The 21,072-nt window shown below is 62.7% G+C and carries 17 protein-coding genes and 1 pseudogene; 10 read left to right on the top strand and 8 right to left on the bottom strand.

Annotated features, from left to right (window positions below):
• Positions 1–8 precede the first annotated feature (8 nt).
• The 5 genes from CO655_RS25400 to CO655_RS25380 all read left to right on the top strand — a co-directional run bounded on the left by CO655_RS25400 (position 9) and on the right by CO655_RS25380 (position 6,415).
• A complete protein-coding gene (locus CO655_RS25400; protein ID WP_097667278.1) occupies positions 9–734 on the top strand; it encodes an ABC transporter permease subunit in 726 nt (241 codons plus the stop codon).
• On the top strand, positions 734–1,432 hold the full coding sequence (locus CO655_RS25395; RefSeq protein WP_085742517.1) for an ABC transporter permease subunit: 699 nt from the start codon (positions 734–736) through the stop codon (positions 1,430–1,432). Before CO655_RS25400 ends, CO655_RS25395 begins: the two co-directional genes overlap by 1 nt.
• A 12-nt stretch (positions 1,433–1,444) precedes the next feature.
• Complete coding sequence (locus CO655_RS25390) at positions 1,445–2,248, top strand: ATP-binding cassette domain-containing protein (protein ID WP_097667277.1); 804 nt, start codon at positions 1,445–1,447, stop codon at positions 2,246–2,248.
• A 166-nt stretch (positions 2,249–2,414) separates the two neighbouring features.
• Positions 2,415–5,660: an adenylate/guanylate cyclase domain-containing protein gene (locus tag CO655_RS25385; RefSeq protein ID WP_097667276.1), complete on the top strand. Its 3,246-nt coding sequence runs from the start codon at positions 2,415–2,417 to the stop codon at positions 5,658–5,660.
• 74 nt (positions 5,661–5,734) lie between these two features.
• Positions 5,735–6,415, top strand: coding sequence for a peroxiredoxin-like family protein (locus tag CO655_RS25380; RefSeq protein ID WP_097667275.1), 681 nt, complete (start codon positions 5,735–5,737; stop codon positions 6,413–6,415).
• Between the two features lie 143 nt (positions 6,416–6,558).
• On the opposite strand, the gene CO655_RS25375 is transcribed toward CO655_RS25380, so the two are convergent.
• Positions 6,559–8,067, bottom strand: a complete 1,509-nt coding sequence (locus CO655_RS25375; protein WP_097667274.1) for a winged helix-turn-helix domain-containing protein — start codon at positions 8,065–8,067, stop codon at positions 6,559–6,561.
• Positions 8,068–8,213: 146 nt separating this feature from the next.
• On the opposite strand from CO655_RS25375, the gene CO655_RS25370 reads away from it, so the two are divergent.
• The 3 genes from CO655_RS25370 (at position 8,214) to CO655_RS25360 (ending at position 10,700) form a co-directional block, all read left to right on the top strand.
• The gene (locus CO655_RS25370; RefSeq protein ID WP_097667273.1) at positions 8,214–9,383 is read left to right on the top strand and encodes an MFS transporter; all 1,170 of its coding nucleotides are present in this window, start codon (positions 8,214–8,216) and stop codon (positions 9,381–9,383) included.
• A 116-nt stretch (positions 9,384–9,499) separates the two neighbouring features.
• Positions 9,500–10,006 (top strand): MarR family transcriptional regulator, encoded by a 507-nt coding sequence (locus tag CO655_RS25365; RefSeq protein ID WP_097607966.1) that lies wholly within the window; start codon positions 9,500–9,502, stop codon positions 10,004–10,006.
• Between the two features lie 13 nt (positions 10,007–10,019).
• A complete protein-coding gene (locus CO655_RS25360; protein WP_010029396.1) occupies positions 10,020–10,700 on the top strand; it encodes a GNAT family N-acetyltransferase in 681 nt (226 codons plus the stop codon).
• Between the two features lie 72 nt (positions 10,701–10,772).
• On the opposite strand, the gene CO655_RS25355 is transcribed toward CO655_RS25360, so the two are convergent.
• Positions 10,773–13,619, bottom strand: coding sequence for an insulinase family protein (locus CO655_RS25355; protein WP_245423912.1), 2,847 nt, complete (start codon positions 13,617–13,619; stop codon positions 10,773–10,775).
• A 300-nt stretch (positions 13,620–13,919) separates the two neighbouring features.
• On the opposite strand from CO655_RS25355, the pseudogene CO655_RS25350 reads away from it, so the two are divergent.
• Positions 13,920–14,898, top strand: a pseudogene (locus CO655_RS25350) (substrate-binding domain-containing protein).
• Between the two features lie 67 nt (positions 14,899–14,965).
• On the opposite strand, the gene CO655_RS25345 reads toward CO655_RS25350, so the two are convergent.
• The 6 genes from CO655_RS25345 to CO655_RS25320 form a co-directional block, all read right to left on the bottom strand.
• On the bottom strand, positions 14,966–16,231 hold the full coding sequence (locus CO655_RS25345; protein ID WP_097667271.1) for an ABC transporter substrate-binding protein: 1,266 nt from the start codon (positions 16,229–16,231) through the stop codon (positions 14,966–14,968).
• 25 nt (positions 16,232–16,256) lie between these two features.
• Entirely contained in the window at positions 16,257–17,090 is an 834-nt protein-coding gene (locus CO655_RS25340; protein WP_077993657.1) for a carbohydrate ABC transporter permease, read from the bottom strand.
• Positions 17,087–18,010, bottom strand: a complete 924-nt coding sequence (locus tag CO655_RS25335) for a sugar ABC transporter permease (RefSeq protein WP_097667270.1) — start codon at positions 18,008–18,010, stop codon at positions 17,087–17,089. The genes CO655_RS25340 and CO655_RS25335 overlap by 4 nt, the downstream gene beginning before the upstream one ends.
• The gene (locus CO655_RS25330) at positions 18,003–19,253 is read right to left on the bottom strand and encodes an ABC transporter ATP-binding protein (protein ID WP_097667269.1); all 1,251 of its coding nucleotides are present in this window, start codon (positions 19,251–19,253) and stop codon (positions 18,003–18,005) included. Before CO655_RS25330 ends, CO655_RS25335 begins: the two co-directional genes overlap by 8 nt.
• Positions 19,250–20,080, bottom strand: a complete 831-nt coding sequence (locus CO655_RS25325; RefSeq protein WP_097667268.1) for a metallophosphoesterase — start codon at positions 20,078–20,080, stop codon at positions 19,250–19,252. The genes CO655_RS25330 and CO655_RS25325 overlap by 4 nt, the downstream gene beginning before the upstream one ends.
• A 186-nt stretch (positions 20,081–20,266) precedes the next feature.
• Positions 20,267–20,662: a hypothetical protein gene (locus CO655_RS25320; RefSeq protein ID WP_010035230.1), complete on the bottom strand. Its 396-nt coding sequence runs from the start codon at positions 20,660–20,662 to the stop codon at positions 20,267–20,269.
• 209 nt (positions 20,663–20,871) lie between these two features.
• Here CO655_RS25320 and CO655_RS25315 point away from each other — a divergent pair, with 209 nt between their 5' ends.
• Complete coding sequence (locus tag CO655_RS25315; protein ID WP_010035239.1) at positions 20,872–21,060, top strand: hypothetical protein; 189 nt, start codon at positions 20,872–20,874, stop codon at positions 21,058–21,060.
• The last annotated feature ends 12 nt before the right edge of the window (positions 21,061–21,072 follow it).

Here is a 21,072-nt window from a genome sequence, read left to right as displayed (position 1 = left end):
GTCCCCGCATGGCACCTATCGACAATTACCTGGCTCTCGTCGGCTTCGAGCAGACGGGTTGGGGTTGGCTACTACTGACTGCGGCAGCGATGACAATCGGTGTGTCCGTATGCGGCTTCCTGACCGGAACGTTGATCGGGATGGTCATTACCTTAATGCAGTTGTCCCGCCACCTGACCATCCGGTGGCTTGCGGATTGCTACACGACCGTTCTGCGTGGCGTGCCCGACCTTCTCGTCATTTATCTTTTCTATTTCGGCGGCAGCGCATTCCTTGGATCCTTGGGCGGCCTGTTCGGCTATCAAGGGTTTATTGGAATGCCGGCATTTCTGACCGGAACCCTGGCGCTTGGCGTGGTTTCGGCGGCCTATCAGGCTGAGGTATTTCGCGGGGCCTATAGGTCCGTTGCACGCGGCGAAATCGAAGCCGCCAGCGCCGTCGGCATGCGGCCATGGCCCAAATTCAGGCGCATCGTCGCCCCCCTCGTCCTGCGCTACGCTATTCCGGGCCTCGGAAACACCTGGCAGCTCGTCTTGAAGGAATCGGCATTGATCTCCGTCACGGGTCTCGTCGAACTCCTGCGCCAATCGCAGATCGCGGCCGGATCGACGCGCCGGCCGTTCGAGTTCTACCTGACGGCGGTCGTTCTTTATCTCGTCATCACCTGGCTCTCATCGATCCTGTTCAGACGCATGGAGGCGCGAACGACCCAGGGCACAAGGAGAGCGTTGTGATGGATCTGGGTTTTATGTGGGATACGTTTCTCACGCTTCTGACCGGCTTGCCGCTGACCCTTGAGCTCGCCGTCACGTCGGTCGTGGCAGGCAGCGCGCTGGCACTGGCGATCTCGCTCCTGGCCGTGACCGGCGGTGAAATAGGCCGAACCATAACCCGTGCCTACGTCTTCGTCTTCAGAGGGTCGCCGCTCCTCGTCCAAATGTTCCTGATCTATTATGGTCTCGGCCAATTCAGACACGGCCTGCAGGACCTCGGCGTCTGGGGGTTCTTTCGCGAACCCTACTGGTGTGCGGTACTCGCCCTCACTCTGAATACCGCCGCCTACTGCAGCGAAATCTTCCGTGGAGGACTGCTGGCCGTCTCCGCCCAGGAGATCGAGGCGGCTCGCGCTTGCGGCATGTCGGGCGTTCTTCTGTTCAGGCGGATCATCCTGCCGATCGCCATCAGGCATGCGCTGCCCGCTTACGGCAATGAGATCATCCTGATGATCAAAGCAACAGCGCTCGCATCTGTCATCACGATTATGGAGGTCACCGGCCTGGCCGGAAAACTGATCGCCGACAGCTTCCGCGCTTTCGAGATCTTCATCGTCGCCGGCGCGATCTACCTCGCGATCATTTTCATCGTCACACGGATGCTCATGGCGGTCGATTTCTGGCTTTCGCCTCATATGCGTATGCGGCTGCAATCTTAAACGGGAGGGTGCATGTCTGACAGGGGAACAGTTTTGGTCAGCGACAATAAGGACAAAAGCGCTGCCGTTTCGGTCAAGGATCTCCGCAAATGCTTCGGCCCGCTGGAAGTGCTGAAGGGGATTTCGCTTGAAGCGCATGAGGGGGACGTGATTTCCATCCTCGGCTCATCCGGCTCCGGCAAATCAACGATGCTGAGATGCCTCAATATGCTCGAAATCCCCGACAGCGGGGAAATTCGCATCGGGGGCAAAATGTACGCTTTGAAGAAATCGGGGCATAGAACGGTGCCGGCTGACCGCAGGCAAGTCGACCGGATGCGCGAACACATCGGCATGGTGTTTCAGAATTTCAACCTTTGGTCGCATATGACCATCCTCGAGAACGTGATCGAAGCGCCGGTGCACGTGCAGAAGCGCAACCGGGCGGAATGTATTGCGGAGGCCGAAGCTCTGCTCGAACGGGTGGGCATCGCCGAAAAACGAAATTTCTATCCTGCGCATTTGTCTGGCGGTCAGCAGCAACGCGCTGCGATCGCCCGCGCTCTCGCACAGCGGCCGAGGGTGATGCTGTTTGACGAGCCGACCTCGGCGCTTGATCCCGAACTCGTCGGCGAAGTGCTGAAAGTGATGCGCTCTCTTGCTGAAGAAGGTCGGACTATGCTGGTTGTAACCCATGAAATGGCCTTCGCCCGAGACGTATCGAGCAAGGTGGTTTTCCTTCACCGGGGCGTTGTCGAAGAAACAGGGGAGCCCACCGAGCTTTTCACGCATCCGAAATCGGAGCGGTTCCGCCAGTTTCTGGCAGGGACGAGGTGAGGTCGCTACCTTCGACGCGACTCTCAAGAGAGCCCGGGTGATCGTCGTTGAACACCTGTTTGATGCTTGCGGGCACGGGGCAACAGGTTCATGCTGGTCTTCTGTTTGAGGCCCGTTGGTTGCGGCTGATATAGCCGTCGCGCACCGGGTTCGTGAGATGCCAGCGATGGACTGCGCCGGCTGCGGTTTCGATATTCAGAGCGGTTTTGCTTTCTGTCCGCGATGCGGCGCAAGGCAACCCCTCTCCTGCGCCGCCTGCGGCTATGCGTGTCAGCCCGATTTTGCCTTCTGCCCCAAATGCGGTGCATCGATCTCAGGTAAAGCCCCGCCTGCGCCGAAGCCGACTATTGAGCTGGTGCCGGCGAAATCCGACGGCGATGCCGACCGGCGGCCGGTGACGGTGCTCTTCGCCGATCTCTGTGGATTCACCACGCTGAGCGAGCAGATCGACCCCGAAACCATGCGGGTGCTGCAGAACGAATTGTTCGAAGAGATGACCCGGGCGGTGGAAGCCTATGGCGGATTCGTCGACAAGTTCGTCGGCGACGCCCTTCTGGCGCTGTTCGGCGCGCCGGTTGCCCATGAGGACGATCCGGTGCGGGCGCTTGGCGCCGCACTTGATATGATCGACCGGGCCGCCGCGGTCGGCACGCGCTGGCAGTCGCGCGCCGGCGTGCCGCTGCGCCTGCATATCGGCATCAACAGCGGCCCTGTCGTTACCGGCGGCTTCGGCGCGGTCGGCGCCAAATCCTATTCCGTGACCGGTGATACGGTGAACACGGCCCAACGGCTGCAATCCATGGCCGGCGAAAACGATATTCTTGTCGGTCCGCTGACCTATCGCCTCACCCGCCACGCCTTTGCCTTCGACAGTCTCGGCGCGCAGACCTTGCGCGGCAAGAGCGGAAACGTTCTCGTCCATCGGCTGACCGGGCTGCTGGAAACGCCGCATACGGCGCGCGGGCTCGAAAGTTTCGGCCTTCAGGCGCCGATGATCGGACGGGATGCGGAATTGTCGCGGCTGCTCACCTGCCTCGATCTCGCTTGCGACGGTGCGGCGCAGCTCGTCCGCCTGATCGGCGAAGCCGGCATCGGCAAATCGCGGCTGGCCACTGAATTCGTCGGGATCGCCGCGGATACGACCCGTTTCCCCGGCCTTGCCATCCGTAAAGCCACCTGCTCTCCCCTTGGCGAACAATCCTACGGCACCCTCGCCGCGGTCGTACGAAGCGCCTACGGGATCGGCGAGCGCGACGATCGCGACAGGACACGACAGCTGTTGACGACGGGGTTTCGCGCACTCGATCTGACGCAGGACGATGTTGATGGGCTCCTGCCGCTTTTTCTGCATGTGCTCGGCCTCGGTGATCCCGATGGCGCGTTGCGGCACATCGAGCCGGAGCAGTTGCGGCGGCAGATCTTCTACGCGATCCGCACCGTCTTCGAGCGGCGGCTGGCGCAAGGCCCTCTCCTGCTCGTCATCGAGGATCTGCATTGGGCGGACGCGGCTTCGCTGGAAGTGCTTCGCTTCATGATGGACCGGCTGGAGCGCAGCCGGCTGATGCTGCTTGTGATCTACCGGCCGACGGCGCAGACCGACCCGCTGAACTCCAATCGCGTCAACGTCACCGTGCAGCGTCTTGGCCCACTCGCCGCGGCCGACGGGCAGAGGCTGCTTGCCGCCTTTTTTGGCGAGGCCCATGGCAAGCTGCCGATCGCAATGCGCAAACGCATCCTCGACCGCGCCGGCGGCAACCCGCTCTTCATCGAAGAAATCCTGCGTGGACTGATCGACATGGGCACGTTGCGTCATGACGGTGAGCGCTGGCATGTTGCGGCGGACGACACGGATGTCGCCATCCCGGTGAACCTGCAAGCCTTGTTGCTGGCCCGCGTCGATCGTCTGCCGCAGGAGATCAGGCGGTTGGCGCAGGAGGCAGCGGTGGTCGGCCCGAAATTTGATACCGCCCTGCTCCGCGCCGTCGCCACCGATCCGGCCGGCATCGATGCCGCACTGGACTATCTCTGCGATGCCAATATCGTCGAGGAATTGCGCGGCCCCGATGCCGGCGGGTCGCCTGGCTATCGCTTCAGCCAGACACTGATGCACGACGTCATCTATCAGAACCTGTTGCTGCAACGGCGCATGGAGCTCCATGGCAGGATCGGCCGGGTTCTGGAGCGCCAATATGGCCTGGCGCCCGAGCGTCCCGAGCATCTGGCGCAACTCGGCCATCACTTCAGCCTGACCACCGACAACGCCAAGGGCGCCGCCTACCTGATGGCGGCGGGCGATCAAGCGCGCAAGACCTATGCCAATGACGATGCAATGCGCCTCTATCGTCAAGCTCTCGCGGCCTTCGCAGACGAGCCGGAGGTGACGCCGGAGCAATTGGCACTGCTGGAGCGCCTTGCCGATCTCTGCGGCCCTGCCGGTCGCCGCGACGATGCCCTGACCCATTATCAGCAGGCGCTTGCGATCCACCGCGCCAACGACGACCGGATTGCCGCAGCAAGGATATTGCGAAAGATCGGCCGCCTGCATCTCGATGCGGGGCGCCGCGACCAGGCGGAGACGCATTGCGCCGCGGCGGAAGCGATGATCGCTGCGATCGATGCGCCGGTCGAACATGCCCACCTGCTGCAGGAGCGCGGTCATCTCTCCTTCCGCATGGGTGATCAGGCCGCCGCCGCCGAGTGGGCGACACAGGCGCTGCAATGCCTGCAAACGCTGCCGATCGACGGAACGACCGAGGCCGGCCGCGAGGCTGCCCGGGCGATGGCCGAAGCGTTGAACACCAAGGGTGCAGCGCTCGCACGGCTCGGACGCCGGCGCGATGCCGTGCAGGAAGTGGAACGCAGCCTCTCGGTCGCCGAAAAGGCCGATCTGCAAAGTGCCGCCTGCCGCGCCTATTCCAATCTCGGCGTTCTCTACACGATCGTCGATCCGGCCAACGCCATCACGGTCTGCCGCCGTGGGCTGGAGGTCGCGACCCGTATCGGCGATCTCGGCTTCCAGGCGCGCCTTCTCGCCAACCTCGCAGTGTCCTGCTGCACCTTCACCGATCGCTGTGCTGCCGAAGGCGTGCCGGCGGCGGAAAAGGCAGTCGAAATCGACCGGGCGCTCGATCAGCGCGATCATTTGTCCGTGCCGCTGATCGTGCTCGGCCAGATTCATCAATGCCACGGACAGCCGAAGCTAGCTCGTAAGTATTACGAAGAAGCTCTTGAGGTTGCTAAGGAAATTGACGAGCCGCAATTGCTCTTTCCGTGTTATGATGGCTTGGCGACGCTGAGCCTCGAACATGACGATATGGACGAAGCGGAACGGTATTTCACGCTGGCACAGGATGTGTGCATCCGCCACAACCTCGATCCAGGCACCCTCGTCGTCTTGCCGTTTCTCGACTGAAGGGTTCGCATCGCAATGATCGCGCAATGTCGAATAGATTAAGCGATTCAAACGCATAAAGGGAGGAACGAACAATGCAGGAGAACCACGCCGATAGACCATTACAGCCTGGAGATCGCGCGCCCAACGTCGTGCTGGATGCGATCACCCGCCAGGGCAAGATCGCCATCGACGACTTTCGCGGCCAGAAGCCGCTGCTCGTCGGCCTGTTCCGCGGACTGCACTGCCCCTTCTGCCGCAGGCAGATCGCCGCCATGGCTGAACTGACCGATGCATTGCAGGAGAAAGGCATCGACAGCCTGACGGTCGTCAATACCCCGATCGAGCGAGCCCGCCTTTATTTCCGCTACCACCCGCTTCCCAACCTGCTGGCGGCCTCCGACCCCGAACGGGTGTCGCATCGCGCCTTCGGCCTGCCGCGCCTTCAATTCACCGAGACGGAAAACGAGTGGCCGCACAAGGTCAGCATGGACACGGTGATGTCGATGCGCGTCGATATGCCGGGCGAGCTTCCCGAACCGATGAACCCGATCGCCGCGATGGAATTTCTCGACAAGGCTGACGGCTATGAGATGACCGATGATGACAAGCGGATGATCTCCCCCGGCGAAGGCCAGCTTGTCGGCGAATTCCTGCTCGATCGTGATGGCGTCGTGCGCTGGTGCTTCACCGAAGTCGAGGAGGCCGGCCGCCATATGTTCGGCGTTCCCGCGCCGCGGGAAGTGATGTCGGCGGCGGCGAATATGGCGGTCTGAAGCGGCGGTCTAACTCGCCTGATCCGGAATGCGAAGCCGGCGCCCGCGATCGGTGAAAGCGTGCCGGGCGGGCTCTTGTCGCGATCCCGCCATCGCCGTGCCATCGCCATGGCACGCTTGCCGGCCGCAAGTGCTGCGGCGGATTAATCCGGAAGACCGGCCTTGCGGTAGCCCTCCACGAAATGGTCAAGCGTGCGAGCGTCACGAAATGGTTCGGTCGCCGCCCAATGGCGGATAGAAAAGCCGGGGTTGGCGACAAGGAAGAGTTCGGTCTCCGCCTGCGCCTCGTCGAGCCGGCCGAGCTGAGCAAGGCTTGCCGCCAGGAAACGGCGCGAGCTTGTGCGATAGGTTTCGTCGCGGCGCAGCGTCTCGACGGCGGCTGCATATTGCCCGGCCGCATATTGTGCCTGGCCGAGCGCCAAATAATACCAGCTTGCCGGAAACGGGTTCAGCCGGAACGCCTTGCGAATCTGCTCAAGCCCCTCCTCGACCCGCCCTGCTAGGACGGTAACGTCGGATAATGCCGCAAAGGTATCGGCCTCGTTCGGGTCAAGTTCGATCGCCTTGGCGAACTCCGCATCCGCCGCGGCAAAATCGCGTTCATAGGCAAGAAGGTAAGCCAAGACCCAGCGGCAGCCGGCATCGTTGGGGTCGATCGTAACGGCCTTGCGCGCCAGTTGCAAGGCGATGCGGCGGGTCGCTTCCGTCGGCCCGCCGCTATGAACCCATCCCATCCAGTGGTTCATGGCCAACCAGCGATAGGCCGCGGCATATTCGGGGTCGAGGGCGACTGCGCGGGTCAGCATCAGATGCGCCTCCTCAGCCGCCTGCGGGGAATCATCCATCAGCTTGCGCGCCCGCACGCAGAGATCGTAGGCCTCAAGACTTCTAGGCCGCCGGCGCGGCGGCGGGGTACGCAGCCGGCCGAGCAGCGCCTCGACGATCCTGGCGGTCACCTCGTCCTGAACGACGAAAATATCGTCCAGGCTGCGATCGAAGCGTTCCGCCCACAAATGAGTACCGCTGACAGTGTCGACCAGCTTGGCGTTGACGCGCACGCGCCCCGCGGCGCGCCTCGCGCTGCCCTCCAGCAGGTATCGCACGCCGAGCTCCTCGGCAATCTCCCGCACGGCAACCGCCCGGCCCTTATAGGTGAAGGCAGAGTTGCGGGCGATGACGAACAGACCCGGCATTCTCGACAGGTCGGTGATCAGGTCTTCGGTCAGCCCGTCCACGAAAGATTCCTGTTCGGGATCGTTGCCGATGTTCAGGAAGGGCAGTACGGCGATCGACGGCTTGTCCGGCAGCGGCAAGGCCTTTCGCTTCACGCCGCTCAGCCGCTGCATGGCGCCCGTGAAGCGGTAGCCGACGCGCGGAACCGTTGCAATCCATTCGCCGCCGCCGGCGGCTGCGCCGAGCAGCTTGCGCAGCTGCGCGATCTGGACGGTGAGGTTGCCTTCCTCGACCGCCATGCCCGGCCAAGCCGCGTCCATCAGCTCGGTCTTGGCAAGGATTTCGCCGGATCGCGCGACGAGCGCCGCAAGTAGCTTCAGCCCGCGGTGGCCAATGGCAACGGGTTCATCATTCCGAAGGAGCGTTCCCGCATCCGGATCAAGCACGAACGGACCAAAGGCAAAGAGCAATCCCTGCATAGAGCGGATCTATAGTCCGTTTGGAAGTTTTTGAGAACTTTTTGGAGCGGCTTAATTACGCCGCTCCTCCTGTTCCGCAGAATTCCATCCTCTTTCGGGCGGGGCCTCTGCCCCGTCACCCCATGCCGACTGACGAGGAAATCTGCATGACTGCTGCAAGCACGACATCACAACGAGACGATCGGAGCCCCTGGGCCGCGATGGCAGGCATCATCGCGACCGTCACGGTGTTTGCCGTGGCGCAGGGGCTGACCTATCCGCTGCTGAGCTTCATCCTGGAGCGGCACGGAACGGCCTCTGGCCTGATCGGTCTGTCGGCAGCGATGACGCCCTTGGGTTTCATCATATCGGCACCCGTCATTCCGGCACTCTCGCGGCTGGTGGGCGCAGCGCGGCTTGCGATCCTCTGTTCGATCCTCGCCGCCCTCACCCTGATTGCGATTGCCGGGCGGCAGGACGTTTGGACCTGGATGCCGCTGCGCTTCCTGCTCGGCTTCTTTGCCAATCCACTCTATGTCATCAGCGAAACCTGGCTGATCTCGATCACCCCGGCGTCGCGTCGGGGGCGCATCATGGGCCTCTATTCATCGATCGTTTCGGCCGGCTTTGCCGTCGGTCCGCTCTCGCTCGGCCTCAGTGGCACGGAAGGCTGGGCACCCTTCCTGATCGGCATTGGGGCCTTCCTTGGCTGCGGCCTGATCGTGCTTGTTGTCGCCCAACGCCTGCCTGACATGCCCGGCGAAGGCGAAGCAATATCGGTCGGCGGCTTCCTTTCGCGGGCGCCGCTGCTGCTGTTTGCGGTTTTCACCGCCGCCGCCTTCGAGCAGATCCTGCTCTCCCTGCTTGCCGTCTATGGCGCGGCACTCGGCAGTACCGAAAGCCGCATCGCTTCGCTGATCACCTGTTTCGTTGCCGGCAATGCCGCGCTGCAGATCCTGCTCGGGCGCGTGGCGGAACGGTTCGGCGCAACGCGGACCATGTTGTTCTGCGTCCTCACTTGTCTTTCAGGCTGCCTGCTGCTGGCGTCAACCTTCACCACCTGGCTCATCTGGCCGCTCGTTTTCATCTGGGGCGGCGTCTCGTTCGGGCTCTACACCATGTCGCTGATCCAGCTCGGCGAGCGTTTCAACGGTCAAGCCCTGATCGCCGGCAATGCGGCCTTCGCCTTCGCATGGGGCATCGGCGGCATGGCGGGCTCGCCCGCGGCCGGACTGGCAATGCAGCTGGTCGGACATCAGGGGTTGCCGTCGTCCCTCGCCCTACTCAGTTGTGTCCTGGCGATTTCTCTGTTGGCCGCGAGACGGCGTGAGCAATAAAGGACCTCGCGTGCCTTCGATAAGTCCCTCCGGCCGCGAGATCCCTACTCTTGAATTTCGCCCGCTACTAAATATATAACATGTTATATAACATTCTATGGAATTGGAGAGATTGAATGGTCGAAGATGTGGTGCGAACGCTTGGCTTTTTGTGCCTGGGCAGCCGGTTGCGTCGCATCGGCGAGAGACTGCAAGCCGATACGCAGCAGGTCATCGACGAGGCCGGCGTCGGCATCCAGGCAGGTCAGTATCCATTCCTCGCAGCGATCGACCGGGCCGGGCCGCTGACGATCGGCGAGCTTGCGCAGGCGGTGGGCATCACCCAGCCCGGCGCGACGCGGACCATCGGGCAGCTTCTCGAACTCGGCTTCGTCGATATGCAGCCGGCGCCGGACGATCAGCGCCGCAGATTGGTGTCGCTATCCGACAAGGGACAGGAACTCGTCGATCATTCGAAGGCAACCATCTGGCCGCGCGTTGCGGCTGCGGTTGCGGATCTCTGCGGCGACCTCGACGGACCGATCCTCGAGCAACTCGCCGCCATCGAAGACGGGCTTGCGGCACTGCCGCTCATACGCCGGAGCACGGTTACAGGTCCGCACGCCCTTTCCAACGCGCAATAGGGAGAGAAAGACGATGAATCACGTGCTTGACCGGCCGATCTGGAGCGCGCTCAAAACCACGCATGCCGCTCTTGCCGAAGGCAACAGCTACGCACGGCGATACCCGCCCTCCATCGTCCCCTTCGCTGCCTCTGCCGACGATAGCCCTGAGAGCCTCGATGCCCTGGAGAAGCTGCCGTCGGCGGAAGAGAAGATGTTTCTCGTCGAGGCCGGGCCGATCGGCATTCCAGCGGGTCTTGCCGTCGTCATGGAGGCGCCGGTGACCCAAATGGTTGCCGAGCGGCCTCATGAGAGGATTTCGGATTCCCGCATTGAGCCGCTGACCGAGGCCGACGCCGCCGACATGCTTGATCTGGCGAGCTTGACCAGACCCGGGCCGTTCACCCTGCGCGCCCAGAGCCTCGGCAGCTTCTGGGGGATCAGGCATGAGGGCCGTCTGGTGGCGATGGCCGGGCAGCGTATGCGGCAGACCGGTTTCATCGAATTGAGTGGGCTTTGCACCCATCCCGAATTCCAAGGGCGTGGCCTCGGCACCCTGCTGTTCCGTTTCGTTGCCGGCGAAATCGCTTCCAGCGGCGACACGGCCTATCTGCATGTCTATGCGGGGAACACCTCCGCCATTTCCCTCTACAAGGCGCAAGGCTTCACGCTTCGCTCGGAGATGAACATGCGGGTGGTCAAACGCCGCGCCTGAGCTGCTGCTCAACGGCCGGGACGGTGTCTCCTCCCCGGCACCGTCCAATTTAAGGGGCTTCGGTTCGAGACACTACCTTACGACCGCCGGCAGCACTTCGAATTTCCAGAATTTTTCCGGGCTGAAATAGGTTGTGGCGAATTCGCGGATAGTTGAGGCCGTAACCTCGTCGTAGCCGCTGAGATTGCCGCGTATGCGGTCCAAACGACGCGGATCCGTCTGGGCGCCGCGCAGATATTCAATCCAGTATTCGTTGCCCTGCCGCTGGTGCTTCAACGTCTCGATGATGGGTTCGCGAGCGCGTGCGAGCTCGTCGGCGGAGACATCATGCGACCTGAGATCATTGGCGATCTCGTCGACAAGTGCATAGAAGCGCGCGAGCTTTGTCGGATCCGTCTCGACATAGAAATAGGCGTAGCCATAGCCGGGAATTTCCCTCGACAGATTAACGTCGCCCTCCAGCGCGTAGCTTGCCCCTTCTGCAATGCGAAACTGGTCGGTCAGCCTATTCTGGAAAATCTGGGTGACAACATTGGCTGTGAAGGAGCGCGGGAGATCGGAGAGCAAATCGCCGATGGGAGCCCCGACGACGGCGGCGGCGCTATCTGCCCTTCCCTTATGGGTCTGCAGAACGGGCTTCTCGGTGGCCGCCGGAAAACGCACGTTACCCCAATCATTGCTCGCCGCCGCCTCCGGGCGTGGCGGCAAAGCGCCGAATGTTTCAGCTGTCAGCCGGATGGCGTCGTCCACCGTCACATCGCCGACGATGGTGATATCGATCGGGCCATTGGACACCACCGGCCGGAACAGCGCCTCGAAATCGCCCGGCTTGGCGGCGGACAACTGGGCGCGATCGGGAAAGGTCCAGCGCGGGTCGCCGGAGTGGACGAGACCTCCGAGGTTACGGCTGACAACGCCGCCAGGGGTGGCCTCATACTGATCGAGGCCGCTCAAATAGGCCTGCTGCACCCGCTTGAACGCCTCGGGGCGGTATGCGGGATCGGAGGTGTATGCCGACATGAGTTGCAATTGCGTCGCCAGATCCTCAGTCCGCGTACGACCGTCGAACTTCAAGGAGCTGTCGCCTACCGAGACGTCGAGGCCGACGATGTTGGCGGTCAGCGCCTTCTGGATATCCTGGTAGTCCATGGCCTTCACGCCGGACAGCGCGACCGCCGGCGATGCCCAGATCGGGAGGGGACGGTCATGCGGCAAGTCCAGCCGGCCGCGGCCGATATCCTCGCGCACCAGCACTTCATTGGCGCGCAGCTTGGTTGGCTTGACGGTAAGCCGTACGCCGTTGGAAAAGCGCACCATGGTCAGGCCGAGATCTTCGACGGCGCGGCGTTCGACCACAGCGCCCGGCGCGCCGAAATGGGTGTAGGGCCAGGCGACATCGGCTGCACTGGACGGCGCCGAGACGGCAATCGCCTTGGAAGCGTGATAGACCTGCCGGAGCGCGTCGGCTCCGCCCTGCGGCGATTGGGCGGTCTGGAGCACGATCTGCGGACCATTGCCGGAGAAAGCACGCTGCAGGGCCTGATTGACCTCGGCCGCGGTGACGCCGTTCGTCACCCTCTCGAACAGCGAGAGGTCGTCGGCAGGCGACGTGAAGACCTGATTGTCATCGATGCTGCCAGCCAGCGCGGAAGCGATGTCGGTGGTCGTGCGCGTCGCGGCTCCGGCGGCAGCAGCCTTCAGGGCCGAGCGATATTCGAGGATTTCGCGATCGATCTCAGCCTGGGCAACGCCGAACTGTTGAATACGACGCTGTTCCTGGTCAATGGCCCCGAGTGCCGCCTGCCATTTGTCCGGTTCGGAATTCGCCGTGACCAGGACGACGTGAGCGGAATCGAGGAGATCCTGGGAGCCGACGCCGGCGCTGATGAAAGGCGCGTCCGCCTTGCTGGCGATGGTGCTGACCCGGCGTTTGAGCACCATCAGACCGAGATCTTCAATAAGCTGGGTGCGGCGCTTGCCCAAGGTGTCGGGCGCCGCGTCATAGGGACGCGTCCAGGCGATCTGGACGCTGGTCATGCCGCCGGGAACGACGACGACGTCCGCGCTTTCGCCTTTCGTCCGCAGCGCGCCGGTATCCTGACTTGCAGGCGTCGGTCCTATGGCCTTCCAGTCGCCGAAGCGCTGCCGGATTTCGATTTCCATGGCAGCGGGGTCGATATCGCCCACCACGATCAGCGTCGCCCGATCGGGCCGGTAATTGGCCCGATAGTAATCGCGGACGAGGTCCACAGGCGCATTGCTGATAATATCGGCTTTACCGATCGGCGGGCGCATGGTCACGCGCCGGCCGGCGAGCAATGAATTCATGATTGCGAGCCCCGCGCGGTACTGCGGTGTATCGCGCAGCCGCTCTTCCGACAGGATGACGCCGCGCTCGCGATCGAGGGCGCCGGCATCGAGGGTCAGCTCGCTCGCCGTTTCTCGCATCAGCATCAGGCCCGTGGAAAGCGTCTCTGGATCGACCTCGGGTAAATCGAGTGCATAGACAGTCTCGTCATAAGAGGTATGGGCGTTGGTGTCCGGTCCAAAGGCCAGGCCCTTGCGCTGCAGGATACGGATCATCTCCCCTTCGGCGACATGCGTCGAACCCTTGAAGGCCATGTGCTCGAGAACATGCGCCAGGCCCTGCTGGTCGTCGTTTTCCTCCAGTGAGCCGGAGCCGATGCGAAAGCGGATCGCTGCCTGTCCTGATGGCGTGGCGTTGCGCATGATTGCAAAGCGCATGCCATTGGCGAGCAGGCCGAAATGGACATTGGAATCGGCTTGAATGTCGCTTTGCGTTTGCGGCCAGGGGGTGGACGGCGTGTCGGCATAGGCCGGCGATGCGAAAATTGCGACAAGGGAGACCGTCGCGAGAAACCGCCAAGCGGCGGCGCATTCCATTTGATTGGGAGACATTCTTATCCAGGCGATGAGCATGAAGAGAGGAAACGACTTTGACCCGACCATTCCATAAGTTGCATATTGCTTCAACTTCCATGTGTGAATGGATAAGACGCAGATAATTCGGGTTAGAGCTCGCGGGAGCTCCATAGAAATCTTAGAATTATTGTATAGGCTGTTGATATTTAAATCTTATGATCTTGCTTCCGTCGTCATTCCCGATGAATTCCCCACACCTCGTCAATTGTCAGATCACTGTCATCGAGCCCGACTAAAAGATTGCGCTTCGACGCTGTGACCAGGAGGGCGCATTCGATGGCGACATTGCAGCAAGTCGCATTCCGGGCAGGATGTTCGCTGGCGACGGCAAGCCGGGTTCTCAATCGCAACGGACCGGCCAGCGATCTGATGGTGCGCAAGGCGCCGTGCCGCCGCCGAACTCGGTTATCGCTCGGCCGGCCATGCTGTCGGGCGCCTCGGGCGCAGGCCGGTAATCGGCGTCTTGATCCCGAGCATCACCAATCCGGTCTTTGCCTCGTCGCTGTCGAGCATCCAGAACCGCATGCTGGTCGCCGGCCATGGGGTATTGATCGCCCAGTCGAATTACGATCCGGCACGCGAGGCCGATGCCGTCGCCGCACTTCTGAATGACCGGCCGACAGGGCTGATCCTCACCGTCTGCGACCCCTCGACGAGCGAGGCGCTGCTCCCCAAGCTGCCGCCGACCGTGCTTCTCAACAACCTGCCGACGGCTCAGTTTCCGGCGGCCGTCACCGCCGATAATCGCGGCGCCGGCCGGGAGATCACGACGTTCCTGATCGGCATGGGCCACCGCCACATTCTCTTTCTCTCCGGCAATTTCGCCGCCTCCGATCGTGCTCGTCTTCGCTACCAGGGCTACCTCGACGCCATGGCCGAGAACGGCCTGACGCCGCTCGACGCTATTCAGATCTCCTTCGTCGGCGGCTATGACCAGCTCGATCTCAGTGCGGCGATGACCTCGCTTTCGCCGACGGCGATCATCGCCTCCAACGATCTTCTGGCGCTCGGCGTCATCGGCGCGCTGAAGCGCGAGGGGCTTTCGATGCCGGGGGATGTTTCGGTCGCCGGCTTCGACGGCATCGCCATCGGCCGGCTGATCGATCCGCCGCTGACAACCATCGAAATGCCGGATGCCAGCATGGGCGCGACGGCCGCCTCGCTGCTGCTCGACATGGCAGAGAATGCCGCCCCTGCCCGCCACCTCGACGTCGCCTATACGCTGCGCCGCGGCGGCACGGTGCGCGCCATCTGAACCACCCTGATATAAAGGGCCGCCGCGCGCTCGGCGTGGCGGCTCCTTCTTCTGACGCGGAAAACGATCAGCTGCGCGGCAGCATGCCTTCGACATCGGCGGCTGCATCGTCGAGCGCTTCCTTCGGCTCGGCCGACTGGTCGACGATGCGCGAAAGATTGTCGACGATCGTCTGGGTGACCTTGACACCGTTGGAGCCGGGGAAGGCATACCAGGGGATCATGACCGGCATCTGGCTGAGGCCCGCCTGGAACAGCGGGTTCTGCTTGTAGAAATCGCCGAGATATTCGGGCGACTTGGCGGCAAGCTCGTTGTTCGGGACATAACCGGTGCCGGGCACGACGACCGAGGCGCCGTAAGGGCCGGCGGCGAACTTGGCGAACTTCCAGGCGGCGTCCTGCTTGGCGGCGTCATGGGTCAGGATGACGACGGCATTACCGCCTGTGGGAAGGCGGCCGTTCACCGGATCGATCAGCGGGATCTTGGCGGTGCGCAGATCGAATTTGTTGCCGACATTCTTGATCGTGTTGCGCAGAGCGCCTGTGGTCTGGAATTCGAAACCGACCTTGCCGGCGGCGAAAGCCTGTTCGCCGGCGGGCTTGGTGAAGACGGGCATGCCGCCCTCGGTGACCAGACGATGCAGGACCTCGACGGCCTTCTGACCTTCCGGACCGTTGAAGGCGACCTTGCTTTCGTCATCGCTCAGCATCTTGCCGCCGGCGCCGAAGAGCAGCGCCGAAAACATCCAGTCGTCGCCCTGCCAGCGGAAATCGATGCCGTCGACGCCGTTGCCGAGCGCCTTGATCTTGCCGCCGAGCGCAATGACCTCATCCCAGGTCTTCGGCGGATTGTCGGGATCGCCGCCGGCCGCCTTCACGAGATCGGCGTTGTAATACATGATCGGGTTGGAGGTCGCGAAAGCGAGGCCAACCTGCTTGCCCTTGACCTGGGCGAGCTTGAGGATCGTGTCGGAGAAGCCCTGCTCGGCCATGTTGCCGTCCTTCTTGACGAGCGGGCCGAGGTCGACGGCGACATCGCGTTCGTCGAGCATGCGCAGGCGGTTCAGGCCGATGAAGGTGATATCGGGCATTTCGCTGGTGCCGGCCTGGCGAAGGATCGTCTGGATGCCTTCTTCATAGGTGGCCGAGGGGCTGGCGAACTGGATCTTGATATCGGGGTTCTCAGCCATGAACTTCTTCGAGATCGTGTCCATCACGTCCTTGAAGAAACCCGGCATCGGGTAGTGAACCGTCAGCGTCGTCTCGGCATGCGCGGGAAGCGCGATTGCCATCGATACGGCCGCTGCGGCGAGAAGCTGGGTGATATGTTTCATCGCTCGTTCTCCTGGTTGAAGCCGGTCAGCCTTTGAGACCGGTCATGGTGATGCCCTCGACGAAACGCTTCTGCGCAAGCAGGAAGGCGGCGACGAGAGGAAGGGTAATGATCAGGGTCGCCGCCATCAGCGCGCCGTAGTCGTCGCCGGCCTCGGCGGCGCGGAAATACATCAGGCCGAGCGGCGGCGTGGCATAGTCCTGCTTGCTGATGACGATCAGCGGCCAGTAGAGATCGTTCCAATGGGCGACGACCGAGAAGATCGCGAAGGCGGTGACCGCCGGCCAGGCATTCGGCACGATGACGCGGGCGACGATGCCGAGCTCCGACATGCCGTCGAGACGGGCGGCATGGATGAGATCGTCGGGCATGGCACGGAAGAACTGCAGGAACATGAAGATCGCGAAGACCGAAATCGTAAAAGGCGCGACCAGGGCGGCATAGCTGTTGAGCAGCGCGGCGCGGTCGAAGGCGACATAAAGCGGCAGCGCGGTCGCATGGATCGGCACGAGAAGTCCGAGCATGACCAGCACCATCATGGCCCGCGCCGCGCCGAAACGCAGCTTCGCCATGGCATAGGCGCAGGGGATGGCCACCAGCACCTGAAAGAAGAAGATCAGCCCGCAGACGACAACGCCGTTCCACAGGAGCCGCGCCATCGGCACCCGGCTCAAGGCCTTGGCGAAATTCTCGGCATAGGCGAGATGCGCCGGGATGAGCGACAGCGACGAGGTAAAGATGTCGCTCTGCGTCTTGCCCGCCGCCGAGATCATGAAGACGTAGGGCGACAGGAAGATGATTGCGCCCAGCGAAAGCAGCGTCAGGCGGATGATCCTGCCAAGGGAAAATGCGCTCGTCATGTGTAATGCACCCGGCGATCGAGAATGCGGTATTGCAGGAACATCAGCACCACGAGGATCAGCAGGAAGACTACGGTCATCGCCGAGGCGTAACCGACGCGTAGGTAGACGAAACCCTCCTGGTAGATCGTGAAGAGCAGCACTTCAGACGCCTTGTTCGGGCCGCCCTCGGTCAGCGTTTTGACAGTCTCGAAGACCTTGACCGCATTGGTGATGCTAATGGTGATGACGAATAGCGTCGTCGGCCCGAGCATCGGCCAGGTGACCAGCAGGAAGCGATCGAAGGCGGATCTGGCGCCGTCCACTTCGGCCGCTGCGTAAAGCTCCCGCGGGATCGCCGTCAGACCGGCCAGAAACAGCACCATGTTGAAGCCGGCCGATTGCCAGACGCCGATGATCGACAGGCTGTAAAGCACGGTGCCGGAGCTGCCGAGCCAGTTCGGGCCGGCCAGACCGACGAGTGACAGCAGCGCGTTGAGTGGGCCGATCGTCGGGTGGAACATATATTGCCAGACGGTCGCCATGGCGACGATCAGCGAGGCGACCGGCAGGAAATAGGCGGTGCGGAAGAAGCTGCGGGCCGCGGTCTCGCTCTCGATCAGCATGGCGATGCCGAGGCCGAGCAGGATCGAGACCGGCGCCACGATCGCCGTATAGACCGTCGTATTCCAGAGCGATTTGCGAAATGTGCGGTCGGTGATCAGATACGCGTAATTCTCGAATCCGACGAAACGGAACTTGCCGTAACCGAGTTCGAAATCGGTAAAGCCGAGCACAACGACAGCCGCGACGGGCAACAGCACGAAGAGAAAAAGCAGGATCATCGCCGGCAGCACCAGCACCCAGGCGATGCGGGCCTCGCTGCGGCGATGAGCAAGGGCGGAATTATCGGGGATGGCCAGGGAGGCGATACTAGCCATGCGCCCTCTCCCGCTGGGCATCGGAAGCGCCAGCGAGCCCGGCATCCGCAGCGCTGAGCAGGGCATCAGCGTTGCTGAGCCCGGCATCAGCAGAGCTGAGCCCGGCATCGCCGCCGGCGACGAAGCCGGCCAGCCGGCTGCCGTCCTCGGCAAAGATCAGCGTCCGGCCGGGCGACAATCGCAGTCCCACGGCATCGCCGGCCGCAAGCCCGGAGGCTTCGGACGGCTGTACCTTGGCGATGACGGTCTCACCGATCGCGTCGAGCCGGCAATGGAGGATAACCTCGGACCCCAGGAATTCGACGCGTTCGATCCGGGCGGCAAGGCCGTCATGCCGGCTCTTGGCGAGAAAGACGAATTCGGGGCGAATGGCGAGCGTGACCGGCATCTTCCCGGCGGGTGCATTTTCAAGCGTCAGCCGCAGGCCGCCGCAGAGAACGACGCCGCCTTCGGCAAAGGCCGGAAGCAGGTTGATGCGCGGCTGGCCGATGAAGCGGGCGACCTCGATATGGGCGGGATCGTCGTAGATGAGCTGAGGACTTGCGATCTGCAGCAATCGGCCGCCCATCATCACCGCGACGCGATCCGCCATCGACAGTGCTTCCGCCTGGTCATGGGTGACATAGAGCGTCGGCACGCCGGCGCGGCGATGCAGGTCGACGATTTCGCCGCGGGCGTGGACACGCAGGTTGGCGTCGAGGTTGGACAGCGGCTCATCCATCAGGAAGATGCTCGGCTGGCGCACCATGGCCCGAGCGAGCGCCACGCGCTGGCGCTGGCCGCCCGACATCTGGCCGGGTTTGCGGTCGAGCAGATGGTCGATCTTCAGCGAGGTCGCCATATCGCGGACGTCGCGGGCGATCGCCGCACGGATGGCGCGCTGGCCGGGTATCAGCGATCCGATGAAAGGCAGCCGCTGCATCCTTGAGAGCCGGCGCATCGACAGCGGCACGGCGATATTCTGAGACGCCGTCAGATGCGGATAGAGCGCGTAGGACTGAAAGACCATGGCGATGTTGCGCTCGGCGGCCGCCACACCGGACATATCTTTACCGCCGATCAGGATCTCGCCGCTATCGGCGTGGTCGAGGCCGGCAAGGACGCGCAAGAGCGTGCTCTTGCCGCAGCCGGAGGGGCCGACCAGGGCGATGAATTCACCGGCCCCGACATCGAGGCTGACGCCGTTGAGGATCTGGTTGCCGCCGAAGGCCTTGGTGATGCCGCGAAGCGAGAGCGCGCTCATTCGACAGCCTCGCGCGGCTTGACCGCCTGCGGATAGACCTCGAGCACGACATCGTCGAGCACATGCGCGGTCATCCCGGGAACGGCGACGATCTGGCTTTCGACCGATGTATCGAACTCGTGGACGACGGCGCCGATCAGGCGCTCGCCCGGCATCTCGCGCTCCATCTTGTCGATGATGAAGGCAGCCGACGGGCCCCAGGTCAGCTGGGTGCTGTCGAAACGACCCTGCCAGGCCCAGTGAAGGTGCCCGCTGGCAAACAGCGCCACGTCATGGGCTGCTATCAGATCATAAAGCCGCCGGCGCTGAGCCGGGCGAACGCTCCAGTAGCCGGTATCGCCTTCGTCGGGTGCATCGACGAACAGCGGCTTGTGCGCGAAGAGAGCCACGCGCCGCCCTGCCCGGTCTTCGAGCGCCTTGGCGAGCCATTCGAACTGCGCCTCTTCCTCCTCATCCTCATGACCGAGAAGCAGCGAATTCAGGCCTATGAAGCGCCAGCCGGCCGCATCCTCCAGCCAGCGATCGTCACCGGCAAGGCTGCGCCAACGGGCCAGCCGCTCGGCGTTGACCGGCTGGTCGGACCCCTTGAGATGGCCGACATCGTGATTGCCGGGCACGATCAGCATCGGGATCGACACTTGCCGCATCAGATCCATCGAGAAGGTGATGTCCTCGTCCTTGTCGGCGCCGTCGACGGTGAGATCACCGGTATGGACGATCAGATCGGCGCCGGTCGCTTCGATCCAGCTCAGAAGCGGCGCCCAATTGCCGTTGAAATGCGGCTTGTTCGGGCTGAAATGGGTGTCGGTGATCTGAATGATTTTCATGAGGGCGCGTCTCCGAGACCTGGGAAGCGCGTCACGGACGCTCCCTTCTCGGACCCTCTCTAGAAGGCTCGCATGTCAATCAGACATCCGCGGTTTTCAGCTGTTTTTCAGTTTTGACATCAATCCGTCATGCAGGCGCAGACCGCCCCCGAGAATGGGGGCGGCCAGCGGCAGGGTCTGCGGCGATCAGTGCCTCGGCGCGGTGGCGGGAATAGACGAAACCGTTGCCGAAACGGGGTCGCTTGCCGGAAAGCTATCTTCCAGGCCTTCGTTCAGCTCCTCTTCCAGCGTTTCGCTGTCATGGGTCGAACGCGCACTCGGCTGGCCTTTCAAACCCTTGCTGCCTTCGTCGAAGTTGCCGTTGCTCAAGGCGTCGTAACGGTTGATGCTGCCGTCTGCGCCGCGGCCCGGAAAGGCGGTCAGCTGAACCATCATCACCTTGGCGTGGTCGAGCACCGTCGAGGCGTCGAGCTCGCCATGGGAGTTATCGATTTTGACGGAAACCGATTCGCCGCCCTCGCCCAGGAATTCGACGGTGAAGAAGTCGCCGGACTGTGTCACGCGTGTATCGATCAACTGCATGGAAACCTCCTGTGTTCATGCCGGATCAACGGCGGGCGGCATCAGGAGTTCCAGCGACGATACCATTTCAATCGGAGTGCATCTTGCGCCGGAGGTGCAGCGGCTGAGCCTCGGCCGGAATTTATGGTTAATTTATTAATAATTCAGCTTCTATAATTGGAACCACGCGGCCTTTCCGCGTGTTGATGCTCCGCCGTGGAGGAACCCCGATGATCCTGAAAATCTTTGCTCCTGAGATCGACGTCGATTGCCCTGATACCGGCACCTATGCCGATGGAATCTTCGCCGAAAACCGTATCGACCTTTCCTCCCGCCGCAGCGGCGGCCGCCGCTCGTCACATGAGCGCGATTACGGCTCCGACAGGAAACTGGAGAACCTGCCGCTCGGCTTCGCATGACATTCTGCACGA

The sequence above is a fragment of the Rhizobium sp. M1 genome, assembly GCF_002531805.1.
GTDB lineage: Bacteria > Pseudomonadota > Alphaproteobacteria > Rhizobiales > Rhizobiaceae > Rhizobium > Rhizobium etli_C.
The sequence above is the reverse complement of the archived record's forward strand: the minus strand, read 5'-3'. Positions and strand labels throughout refer to the sequence as shown.

Excerpts from the sequence above, each read along its gene's own strand:
- CO655_RS25400 (WP_097667278.1), top strand. The coding sequence starts at position 9 with ATGGCACCTATCGACAATTACCTGGCTCTCGTCGGCTTCGAGCAGACG.
- CO655_RS25395 (WP_085742517.1), top strand. The coding sequence starts at position 734 with ATGGATCTGGGTTTTATGTGGGATACGTTTCTCACGCTTCTGACCGGC.
- CO655_RS25390 (WP_097667277.1), top strand. The coding sequence starts at position 1,445 with ATGTCTGACAGGGGAACAGTTTTGGTCAGCGACAATAAGGACAAAAGC.
- CO655_RS25385 (WP_097667276.1), top strand. The coding sequence starts at position 2,415 with ATGGACTGCGCCGGCTGCGGTTTCGATATTCAGAGCGGTTTTGCTTTC.
- CO655_RS25380 (WP_097667275.1), top strand. The coding sequence starts at position 5,735 with ATGCAGGAGAACCACGCCGATAGACCATTACAGCCTGGAGATCGCGCG.
- CO655_RS25375 (WP_097667274.1), bottom strand. The coding sequence starts at position 8,067 with ATGCAGGGATTGCTCTTTGCCTTTGGTCCGTTCGTGCTTGATCCGGAT.
- CO655_RS25370 (WP_097667273.1), top strand. The coding sequence starts at position 8,214 with ATGACTGCTGCAAGCACGACATCACAACGAGACGATCGGAGCCCCTGG.
- CO655_RS25365 (WP_097607966.1), top strand. The coding sequence starts at position 9,500 with ATGGTCGAAGATGTGGTGCGAACGCTTGGCTTTTTGTGCCTGGGCAGC.
- CO655_RS25360 (WP_010029396.1), top strand. The coding sequence starts at position 10,020 with ATGAATCACGTGCTTGACCGGCCGATCTGGAGCGCGCTCAAAACCACG.
- CO655_RS25355 (WP_245423912.1), bottom strand. The coding sequence starts at position 13,619 with ATGTCTCCCAATCAAATGGAATGCGCCGCCGCTTGGCGGTTTCTCGCG.
- CO655_RS25345 (WP_097667271.1), bottom strand. The coding sequence starts at position 16,231 with ATGAAACATATCACCCAGCTTCTCGCCGCAGCGGCCGTATCGATGGCA.
- CO655_RS25340 (WP_077993657.1), bottom strand. The coding sequence starts at position 17,090 with ATGACGAGCGCATTTTCCCTTGGCAGGATCATCCGCCTGACGCTGCTT.
- CO655_RS25335 (WP_097667270.1), bottom strand. The coding sequence starts at position 18,010 with ATGGCTAGTATCGCCTCCCTGGCCATCCCCGATAATTCCGCCCTTGCT.
- CO655_RS25330 (WP_097667269.1), bottom strand. The coding sequence starts at position 19,253 with ATGAGCGCGCTCTCGCTTCGCGGCATCACCAAGGCCTTCGGCGGCAAC.
- CO655_RS25325 (WP_097667268.1), bottom strand. The coding sequence starts at position 20,080 with ATGAAAATCATTCAGATCACCGACACCCATTTCAGCCCGAACAAGCCG.
- CO655_RS25320 (WP_010035230.1), bottom strand. The coding sequence starts at position 20,662 with ATGCAGTTGATCGATACACGCGTGACACAGTCCGGCGACTTCTTCACC.
- CO655_RS25315 (WP_010035239.1), top strand. The coding sequence starts at position 20,872 with ATGATCCTGAAAATCTTTGCTCCTGAGATCGACGTCGATTGCCCTGAT.